The 9266-nt window shown below is 74.7% G+C and carries 8 protein-coding genes and 1 pseudogene; 5 read left to right on the top strand and 4 right to left on the bottom strand.

What is annotated here, in order from left to right; genetic code table 11:
* Positions 1–304: 304 nt before the first annotated feature.
* Together ACFTWP_RS01500 and ACFTWP_RS01495 are read right to left on the bottom strand one after the other, a co-directional pair.
* Positions 305–517 carry a hypothetical protein gene (locus ACFTWP_RS01500; protein WP_380261421.1) on the bottom strand — a complete coding sequence of 71 codons (213 nt, stop codon included), beginning with the start codon at positions 515–517 and terminating at the stop codon, positions 305–307.
* Positions 518–642: 125 nt separating this feature from the next.
* Entirely contained in the window at positions 643–1392 is a 750-nt protein-coding gene (locus tag ACFTWP_RS01495) for an AraC family transcriptional regulator (protein WP_380261419.1), read from the bottom strand.
* A 192-nt stretch (positions 1393–1584) separates the two neighbouring features.
* Here ACFTWP_RS01495 and ACFTWP_RS01490 point away from each other — a divergent pair, with 192 nt between their 5' ends.
* The 3 genes from ACFTWP_RS01490 (at position 1585) to ACFTWP_RS01480 (ending at position 4694) form a co-directional block, all read left to right on the top strand.
* A complete protein-coding gene (locus tag ACFTWP_RS01490; RefSeq protein ID WP_380261417.1) occupies positions 1585–2718 on the top strand; it encodes an MFS transporter in 1134 nt (377 codons plus the stop codon).
* A gap of 192 nt (positions 2719–2910) precedes the next feature.
* Complete coding sequence (pnuC, locus tag ACFTWP_RS01485; protein WP_380261415.1) at positions 2911–3573, top strand: nicotinamide riboside transporter PnuC; 663 nt, start codon at positions 2911–2913, stop codon at positions 3571–3573.
* Positions 3570–4694, top strand: a complete 1125-nt coding sequence (locus tag ACFTWP_RS01480; protein WP_380261413.1) for an AAA family ATPase — start codon at positions 3570–3572, stop codon at positions 4692–4694. The genes pnuC and ACFTWP_RS01480 overlap by 4 nt, the downstream gene beginning before the upstream one ends.
* A gap of 101 nt (positions 4695–4795) precedes the next feature.
* On the opposite strand, the gene ACFTWP_RS01475 is transcribed toward ACFTWP_RS01480, so the two are convergent.
* Complete coding sequence (locus ACFTWP_RS01475) at positions 4796–5539, bottom strand: Clp protease N-terminal domain-containing protein (protein WP_380261411.1); 744 nt, start codon at positions 5537–5539, stop codon at positions 4796–4798.
* An 87-nt stretch (positions 5540–5626) separates the two neighbouring features.
* On the opposite strand from ACFTWP_RS01475, the pseudogene ACFTWP_RS01470 reads away from it, so the two are divergent.
* A pseudogene (locus tag ACFTWP_RS01470) lies at positions 5627–6148 on the top strand (HAD domain-containing protein); the annotation flags it as partial.
* Positions 6149–6156: 8 nt separating this feature from the next.
* Here the strand turns inward: ACFTWP_RS01470 and ACFTWP_RS01465 are convergent.
* Positions 6157–8286, bottom strand: coding sequence for a hypothetical protein (locus tag ACFTWP_RS01465; RefSeq protein WP_380261409.1), 2130 nt, complete (start codon positions 8284–8286; stop codon positions 6157–6159).
* A 327-nt stretch (positions 8287–8613) separates the two neighbouring features.
* On the opposite strand from ACFTWP_RS01465, the gene ACFTWP_RS01460 reads away from it, so the two are divergent.
* Positions 8614–8925 carry a hypothetical protein gene (locus tag ACFTWP_RS01460; RefSeq protein WP_380261407.1) on the top strand — a complete coding sequence of 104 codons (312 nt, stop codon included), beginning with the start codon at positions 8614–8616 and terminating at the stop codon, positions 8923–8925.
* The last annotated feature ends 341 nt before the right edge of the window (positions 8926–9266 follow it).

The following is a 9266-nucleotide window of genomic DNA, read 5'->3' as shown; positions in this document are numbered from 1 at the left end:
GCAGTTTCAACCACTGGTGGTTGAAGACGGATCCGGATGTGGGGCCGGGTGGTCAGTGGGTGTCGGCGTACTACCTGTCGAGGTGGGGCAACGACGTGGCCAAGGACAACAACGGCACGGTGATCCCCGACTGCTGAGCTGCACCGGGTGCCGCCCCGGACCGGACGGGCCCCGGCCCGCCGGTCCGGGGCGGCACCGACCGCACGGGCGGTCCGGCCGACCGTGCGGGGGAGCGCGTGGTGGACCGTGTCCGGCTCGGGTGGCCCGGCCGGCCGGCCTCGGACCGGTCGACCGGATCAGGCCCTCAGAGCGGTCGGTCCGGGTTCGAGAAGGGCAGCAGGCCGCCGTCGCCGATGGGGCGGTGGGTGGTGGCCTGGTCCGGCACCTCCTCGCCGGGCGGCTGCCGGAACATGAGGGACTGCTCGGTGGGGAGCTGTCGCGGGCGGGCGACGGGCACGGAGTCGTCCGTGGCGGGCTCGGAGAAGGGCTGCCCCAGGGGGCGGCTGCTGAGGGTCATGATCCAGTCTCGCAGCTCCGGACCCCGGAGGTCGTCACCGGGGTGCCCCCGGCGAGGCCGGGTTCGGCGGGGCCGGCCGCGAAGGCCCCGCCCGGGGGCGTCCAGCCGCCCTCGACGGGGCCCGCTCAGCCGTCGCCCTCCCGCCGGTAGCGGCCCGGAGTGGTGCCGAAGGCCAGCCGGAAGGCCTCGATGAACGCGCTCGGCGACGAGTACCCGGTGGCCGCGGCCACGGCGGTGACCGACCGGTCGGCGGCGAGCAGGGTGAGGGCGTGCTGCAGGCGCAGCTGGGTCCGCCACTGCGGGAAGCTCATCCCGGTCTCGCTGCGGAACAGCCGGCTGAGGGTCCGCTCGGAGGCGCCGACGGCCGAGCCCAGCCGGGCCAGTGAGCGCGGGTCGGCGGGGTCGGCGACGAGCAGGGCGGTGACGTCGCGCAGCCGGGGGTCGGTCGGGGTGGGGAGCAGCATCGCCAGGGCGGGCGCCTGCCGCAGCTGGTCCAGGGCGACTCGTTCGAGGGCGTGCAGCTGCTCCCCGGTCGGCGCCTGCGGCCCGGTGAGGACGGCGATCAGCTCGCGCAGCAGCGGTGTCACCGCGAGCACCGCGGGTTGCTCCAGGCCCAGCGGGTTCACCTGCTCGGCGAAGCCGAGACAGCGCAACTCGGCCGGCCCGTAGGCCTGGTGGGAGTGCGCGATGCCGGCCGGGAGCCAGACCGCGCGGTGCGGCGGGACGACCCACGTGCCCTCGGGGGTGGAGACCCGCAGGACTCCGCGGCCCGGGCAGATCAGCTGGTTGGCCCGATGGTGGTGCCAGTCGACGCGCTCGCCGTGGGCCAGGGTCCGGCGCGTCGGCCCGTGCGGGTGCTGGCGGGTTTTCGACATTAGTTGTCAGAGTAACGGAAGCCGACCGCCGGGCCGGCCCGGCAGGCTGGGGTGCGCATCGACAGGCGGTCGACCCCGGAGGGTGAATCCATCATGAACAGCCGTACGTGGCAAAGCCGTTCGCGGCCGGATCGGGCGGTGGCCGCGGCTCCGCGGCCGGGGCCGGCAGCCGGTCCGGGCGTCTGGCGGCGGATGCGACTGTGGGGCGTGGCGCATGCCGTGGACGACCTCTACCAGGGGCTGGTGCCGGCCGTCGTCCCGTACTTCGTCCTGGAGCGGGGGTACGGCTACGTGGCCGCCGGCGGGCTGACGCTCGCCGCCACGCTGGGCAGTTCGCTGCCCCAGCCGGTGATCGGGCTGGCCGTCGACCGGATGCGGCTGGGCTGGCTGGCGGCCGCCGGGATCGCCCTGGCGGGGCTCGGCCTGGGACTGTCGGGCCTGGCGGAGTCCTACCGGGCGGTGTGGCTGCTGATCCTGCTCTCGGGTCTCGGGGTCGCGATGTTCCACCCCTCGGCGGGAAAGGCGGCGCGCGAGGCGGCGGGGGACAGTACGACGGCGATGAGCGTCTTCGCGGCCGGCGGGAGCGTCGGGTTCTTCCTGGCGCCCGTCCTGGCCACGCCCGCGCTGGCCGCCTGGGGTGTCGGCGCGACCGTGCTGTTCGTGCCACCGGCGCTGCTGACGGCGTACGTGCTGTTCAGGGGCCGCCATCGGCAGCGGGCGCTGGCCGCCGCCCGCGGCGCGGCGCGTACGGGTGTCGACCGCTGGGGGCCGTTCCTCGTGCTGACCGCCGTCGACGTGGTCCGCTCGGTGGTCTTCTTCGGGGTCAGCACGTTCATCGCGCTGCACTGGGTGCGCGACCTGCACGCCTCCGCGGGGCTGAGCGGTGTGGCGCTCGCCTGCCTGCTCGGGGGAGGGGTGGCCGGCACCCTCGGAGGCGGGCGGATCGCCGACCGGATCGGCATGGTGCGGGCGGTGCGGCTGGGCACCGCGCTCACCGTGCCGGCGCTGGCGGGGCTCTGCCTGACGCCGGGCCGGCTGGCGCCGCTGCTCTTCGCGGTGCTGACGGGAGCGGCCCTCAACGTGCCGTTCGCGGTGCTGGTGAAGCTGGGGCAGGACTACCTGCCGACCCGGCCCGGCACCGCGGCCGGCGTCACGCTGGGGTTGGCGGTGAGCATCGGCGGTCTGATCGCCCCGGCGCTCGGGCTGATCGCCGAGAGCCACGGGCCACGCGGGGTGCTGGGGGTGCTCTGTGCGGTGCCGCTGCTGGGCCTGCTGCTGGCGGCCTTCCTGGTGGAGCCGCAGGTACCGGCGGGCCCGGGCCGCTGAGCGGGGGGAGCGGCCGCGCTTCGGTGCCGGGCGCGGCCGCGTGTGCGGGCGGTGCGGCGGGGGCGGCGCCCGGTCGTCTCCGGGCTGAGCGCCGGCGGCTGACGGTGGGTGGCCGCGGGGGCGTGCGAATCGGGTTGTGCGCTCCCCCTCCGACCATTATCGTCACTCTGACCATAATGTGCAGGAGGGGCCGTGCCCATCAGCGATTTCCTGAGCGAGCTCACCGCGCCGCTCACCACCGTGCTCGGACACGTCGGCGGCGACGAGGTGACCTGGGCCGAACTGCTCGGCTTCGCCACCGGCGCCGCCTGCGTCTGGCTCACCGTCAAGGGCAGGACCTGGAACTTCCCGGTCGGCATCGCGAACAACGTCTTCTTCCTCGTCCTGTTCGCGGGTGCCCGGCTGTACGCGGACGCGGCCCTGCAGGTGGTCTTCCTGGCACTCGGTGCGCACGGCTGGTGGCAGTGGCTGCGCGGCGGGTCCGCCCGCACCGGGCTCACCGTCCGCCGGGCCGGACCGCGAGCCCTGGCCGCCCTGGCGGCACTGCTCGTCCCGGCCACCTGGGGGCTCACCGTGCTGCTCGCCCGGGCCGGTGACAGCGCGCCGTTCTGGGACGCGCTGACCACGGCGCTGTCACTGGCCGCCCAGTGGCTGCTGAACACCAGGCGCGTCGAGACCTGGTACTTCTGGATCGCCGCCGACCTCGTCTACATCCCGCTGTACCTGAGCAGGTCGCTGGACCTCACGGCCCTCGTCTACCTGCTCTTCCTCGGCCTCTGCGGGCTCGGCCTGCGCGCCTGGCGCCGCGACCTGAGCACCGCGAGCGCCCCGGAGCTCGCGGCGGTGCCGGCATGAGCGCGAGGTTCCGGCACGGCCTGGTGATCGGCAAGTTCTACCCGCCGCACGCCGGCCACCACTTCCTGATCCGGACGGCGGCCGACGCCTGCGAGCTGGTCACGGTCGTGGTGATGGCCGCCGACGTCGAGTCGATACCCCTGGCGGCCCGGGTCTCCTGGGTCGCCGAGGCCTGGGCGGGCGAGCCGCACGTGCGGGTGGCGGGAGTGGTCGACAACCTGGAGGTGGACTACCGGAGCGAGGCGGCCTGGGACGGGCACGTGGCCCTGATGCGCGCGGGCCTGGCCGGCGCGCCGGCGCCGGGTGCCGGCGTCCCCGCGGTGGACGCGGTCTTCAGCTCGGAGGGCTACGGCGGCGAGTTGGCCCGCCGCTTCGGGGCGGCCGCCGTCGTGCTGGACCGCGGCCGGGAGACCTTTCCGGTGTCGGGGACGAAGGTCCGCGCCGATCCGGCCGCGCACTGGGTGGACCTCGAACCGCCCGTGCGGGCCTGGCTGGCCCGCCGGGTGGTGGTGCTCGGCGCCGAGTCCACCGGCACCACCACGCTCTCCCGCGACCTCGCCGCCGCCCTGCGCGCCCGCGGCGGCCCGCACGCGCTGACCGGCTGGGTGCCGGAGTACGGACGGGAGCTGACGGTCGCCAAGCTCGCCGTCGCCCGGGCGGTCGCGGACCCGGCCGACCCGCCGCCGACCGTCTTCGACCTGGAGTGGGACGACCGGGACTTCGAACTGGTCTGCCGGCGCCAGTGCGCCGACGAGGAGCGCGCCGCCCGGGCCGGCGGCCCGGTGCTGGTGTGCGACACGGACGCCCTCGCCACCACCGTCTGGCAGGAGCGCTACCTGGGCGCGGTCACGGCCCCCGTCCGGGCGTCGGCCGCCGGCCTGCCCCCGCGTGCCCTGTACCTGCTGACCTCCGACGAGGGCGTGCCCTTCGACGACGACGGCCTGCGGGACGGTGAGCACCTGCGGCCCTGGATGACCGGCCGGTTCCGGGAGGTGCTGGCGGCCGGGCGCACCCCCTGGCTGGAACTGCGCGGCGACCGGTTCGAACGCCTGGAGCGGGCGCTGGCGGCCGTCGACACCCTGCTCGCCGAAGGTCCGCGGCTGGCCGACCCGCTCGGGTGACGGCGGCGGTGTGCCCGGGCCGCACGCGGTGCGGGCGGCCCGGGCACACCGTGGTTCCAGTGCCGGGCTGCGGCCGTGGGTGGCGGTCGACCGCCCGGCCGTCAGTCCTGCTGCTCGTGGGCGGCCCGGGCGGCGGCCACGGCCTCGGCGATCCGCACCTCGGCGGTCGCCTTGTCGACGCCCAGACCGCTGAGCACGCCCTCGCCGTCCTCCAACTCCAGCAGGGCGAGCAGGATGTGCTCCGTCCCGACGTGGTTGTGGCCGAGCCGCAGCGCCTCGCGGAAGGTGAGTTCCAGGGCCTTGCGCGCCCGGGCGTCGTACGGGACCAGGTCGGGCACCTGCTCGCCGGCGGGCGGCAGCGCCGCGGTGGCGGCCCGGCGGACGTCCTCCGCGGTCGGGCCCTGGGCGAGGAGGGTGGCGGCGCCGAGGGCGGCGGGCTCGACGAGCAGTCCGAGCACCAGGTGTTCCGGGCGGATCTCGCTGTTGCCCGCCGCCCAGGCCTCGTTCTGGGCCGCCGTCACGACGTTGCGGGCCCGCTCGGTGAACCGGCTGAAGCCCTGGCTGGGGTCCAGGTCCGGCTGCGCGCCCGAGGCCTTGGGTACGAAGCGCTTCTGCGCCGCCTGCTTGGAGACGCCCATGCTGCGGCCGATGTCCGTCCAGGACGCGCCCGAGCGCCTGGCCTGGTCCACGAAGTGGCCGATCAGGTGGTCGGCCACCTCGCCCAGGTGGTCGGCCGCGAGGACGGCGTCGGAGAGCTGTTCGAGTGCGTCGGTGTGCACCTGCTTGATGGCTTCGATCAGGTCGTCGAGCCGGACCGGTGACGTCATGCGAACGGGATTCGTCATGCGTCAACCATAGGTTGACGATCGCTCCATCGTCAACCACTGGTTGACGATGGCGGTGGTGTCGGGTGTCCCGAGTAGGGTGCGGCCATGGGCGAATCACCGCGCGGCCCCGTACTCCTCCTGGACGTCGACGGCCCCCTCCTCCCCTTCGGCGCGCCCCCGGACACCTACCCCGTCCACCGGCACGCCGGCCCGCAGCACGCGGCGGCGCGGGCGAACCCCCTGCTCGCGCGGCTCGATCCCGCCCTCGGGCCCAAACTGGCAGCGCTGCCCTGCGAACTGGTCTGGGCGACGACCTGGGAGGACGAGGCCAACGAGTGCCTGTCACCGCTGCTCGGCCTGCCCGAGCTGCCGGTGCTGGAGTGGCCGGACCCGCCCGCCGCGCAGGAGGCGGCGGACCGGCGCGGCGGCCTGCACTGGAAGACCCGTCCGATCGTCGCGTGGGCGGCCGGCCGGCCGTTCGCCTGGGTCGACGACGAGATCGGCGCGGCCGACCGGGCCTGGGTGGCCGCACACCACCGCGGCGCGGCCCTGCTCCACGCGGTGGACGCCCGCACCGGACTCACCGACGCGGACTTCGCCGCGATCGGCGGCTGGTTGCGGGGGAGCGGCGCGGTTCAGGACCTGTCCGGCCCGCCCGGCAGCAGGTCCAGCGCGCCGAAGGCCGCCGCGACGCCCGTCCGCCCGTTCGCGTCCCCCGCGTCCAGGCCCAGAGCCTCGCCGCCGCCCTCCAGCGAGCGCAGCCGGTCGACCGCCTCGGTGAGGTGGTAGGCCCCGCCTCCGAGCACGACCCACTTGCCTACCTCCGGGTGCAGCACCAGCGCGGCGTCCCGGTTCTCGGCGTCGGACGTGGGCCGGTTCACCCAGATGTCGCAGTTGCCGGTCACGCCGACCGGTACACCGCCGGCGGACCAGGCGAGCGTCACCGTCACCGTGTGCCGTCCCGGTCGCTCCAGCGGGAACCCGTCGGTGCTCCAGAAGACGCGGTAGGCGGCCTCCAGCGAGTCCCCGGGCGCCAGCGGGGCCAGCTTCGCCGCCTCGCAGGTGATCACGAAGGGGCGGACCGGTCGCTGCTCGCCGCTCTCGTCGATGCTCGACATGGTGGCGAACAGGGCCTCCAGCCTGACGTCGTTGGGCACCAGGAGGGGGGCGTCGGAGGTGTTGGTCGCCTTCCACGAGACGGTGACGGGTGCACCCAGGGCGGCGCGGTCGGTCTCCGCGGTGACCTCGAACTCCAGCTCGCCCGGGTAGAAGAGGTTGCGGTCGGACGCCTGCGGGGCGCCGGCCGGGAACCAGCCGGCGAAGGGCCAGCCGCCGGGGCGCACCACCGGGTCCGGCATGTGCGCCAGGTGGTTGCGCACGGTCGTGTTGAAGCCGAGGTTGATCTGGTCCGGGAAGACTCCGGGCGCACCCGTGGCGGGTCCGCCCAGCACGTCGGCCACGCTCGGCGTGGTGGTCATGATCGAGTTGTCCGCCGCGGTCTCGGACTCCTGGTGGATCTGGTTGAAGGCGTGGGTCACCTCGTGCGTCGCCGACCGGAGGAAGGCCCGCGGCACGTTGCGCTGCCGGTCGTTCTCCGCGACCCCGAAGTTCGACGAGTCGGAACTCGGGTACCCGTCGTCGCTGAAACTGGCGGACCCCTCGCGCGGCACCCCGATCTGGTCGTACATCACGCCGCGTGAACAGCCCATGGTCGCGGGGACGACCACCAGGTGGGTGCGCCACTCGGCGTCCAGGTCGGTGCTCGCCTTGCGCACGCTCGTCATGAGCGCGTGCAGGTCGGCGGCCGACCAGCAGGCGTTGGCGTTGACGCCCGCGGGCACCGGGAGGTCGGCCTGCCCCTCGACGCGGTCGATGACCAGCTGCCAACGGGCGGTCGCGTAGACCGTGTCGAAGAACTGCGTCCCGGTGCCGGCCGCGTCGGGGACCGGCTGCGGTGCGACCGCCCCGTGCAGCGTGTCGATCTCCAGCACGGCGCGCCGCAGGAAGCTCGACACCCAGGTCAGGGTCACCGCTCCCCGGTCGGTGCCGCCCTCCAGGACGCGGCCTTCGAACCGCGGGCCGCTCACGAGCTGGTGCCCGGTGCCGGGCACCTCGGTGAGGACGAACCGCAGGGACCTGCTGGGCGAGTCGGGGAACGAGCCCTGGAACGAACCCGCCGCCGGCTGGGTGTAGTCGAACTCGTCCACCTCGACGGTGATCTGACACGGCCGGCCCGGCAGGGTGAGCGTCGGCACCACCAGTCGGGTGCCCTTGAGGTAGGAGCGGTACCTGTCCCGCGGGAAGATCGGGATCCGCGGCCGCGGGAAGGGCAGCGGCAGCAGCCCCCGACTCGCCGCCGCGGCGACGGACTCCCCGGCGGTGCCGGGGATCCCTCGGGTGCCCCCGTCCTGGGCGCCGGCCGACGACGGGGTGGAGCCCGGGACGCCCCCGGCCGGGTGGATCAGCGGCGGCGGGTCCCGGTAGAGGTCGCCACTGACGATCACTCCGTCGGCTCCGGCGGCCGGTGCGGCCCGGTCGATCCGCAGGGTCCCGACGACGTTCCGGAAGAGCGAGTGGGACGGGGTGATGTTGACCTGGTAGCAGCCGTCCCGGAAGTCCAGGTCGCACCGCTGCACCTGCGGTACCGGTAACACCGGCGGGATCGTCGGCACCGGGCCGTCCTGCGGGCCGGGGCCGCCCGGCGACCCGGGCCCGCTCTTCTCGACCACGATGGGTGAGGCGACCGGGATCCCCGGGGGAGTCACGTTCGCACTGTTGGGCCGTAGGTGATCGGCCACCTCGGACGTCTGTGGTTTGCACTCACACATGAGGAACTCCTGGATTCGATACGCGGGGTGACGGAGTCCTCGTCCTCACCGGCCCCGACCCTCCAGTAGCTCCCGGCGCGCGGCCTGGACGCGACAGAGACCTCTACCACACAGCCTGCGCCGGTCGTGGGGGCGCGGCAACATGGAGAGTGCGGGCCCGATCACGGAACGTCCCGACCCGGCCCGGCGGGAGGCGACTGCCGCCTTCGCGACCGGGCCGCCCCGGTGCCCGCCCCTGAGAGACCACCGACGATCGGCCTCACCATGACGGATCCGGATGCCTCCGAACCTCGGCTCGTCTCGGGCCGCTGGCGTCGCGTCACCGACTCCGAGTGCGCCCGGAGATACCCCGCCGAGCTCACCATCGGTCCGGGGACCCGCTACCTCGGGGCCCGCGGCCCCGGTCAGGGCATGCCGGTGTGGGACGCCGGCACGGCCCGGATGCCGGACGCGACGACGCTGCTGATGAGTACGTCCAGTGACGAACTCGTCAGCTACCCGGTCGAGGTCGCCGCCGGCCGCTTCACCGTCACCGATCCGGGCGGCTGCGCGGTCACCTACGAGCGGCGGGGCTGAGCCGTCCACCGGCCCGCCGGGCCGCGCTCGACGCCGCCGTCGCCCGACGGACCGTCAGGCCGAACCGGGGTGGACCGGGGTGGACCGGGTGTCGGACCGGGCCGGACCGTCGGACCGGCACCGGTTCCGGGGCGTGACCGCCGTACCGGTGCGTGACCGTGGTATCAGGGTGTGACCGTCGTACCGGGCCGGTCGCCGACGCGCGGAGCGGGCGTGCGTCCACCGTACGAGGAGTACGAGGAGGGCCGACGGGAAGAGCGAGGGAGAGAACCCATCCCTTGCCACTCCTAACATATAGCGCACCGGGGGGCTTGCGGCAAGGCCCCCGACGTACCGCAGAA

The organism is Kitasatospora sp. NPDC057015 (genome assembly GCF_042673745.1).
Taxonomy (GTDB): Bacteria; Actinomycetota; Actinomycetes; order Streptomycetales; family Streptomycetaceae; genus Kitasatospora.
This window is presented reverse-complemented; position numbering and strand designations above follow the sequence as displayed.

Bases quoted from the DNA above. Each gene is read 5' to 3' on its own strand.
- ACFTWP_RS01500 (WP_380261421.1), bottom strand. From the start codon at position 517: ATGACCCTCAGCAGCCGCCCCCTGGGGCAGCCCTTCTCCGAGCCCGCC.
- ACFTWP_RS01495 (WP_380261419.1), bottom strand. From the start codon at position 1,392: ATGTCGAAAACCCGCCAGCACCCGCACGGGCCGACGCGCCGGACCCTG.
- ACFTWP_RS01490 (WP_380261417.1), top strand. From the start codon at position 1,585: ATGCGACTGTGGGGCGTGGCGCATGCCGTGGACGACCTCTACCAGGGG.
- ACFTWP_RS01480 (WP_380261413.1), top strand. From the start codon at position 3,570: ATGAGCGCGAGGTTCCGGCACGGCCTGGTGATCGGCAAGTTCTACCCG.
- ACFTWP_RS01475 (WP_380261411.1), bottom strand. From the start codon at position 5,539: ATGACGAATCCCGTTCGCATGACGTCACCGGTCCGGCTCGACGACCTG.
- ACFTWP_RS01460 (WP_380261407.1), top strand. From the start codon at position 8,614: ATGACGGATCCGGATGCCTCCGAACCTCGGCTCGTCTCGGGCCGCTGG.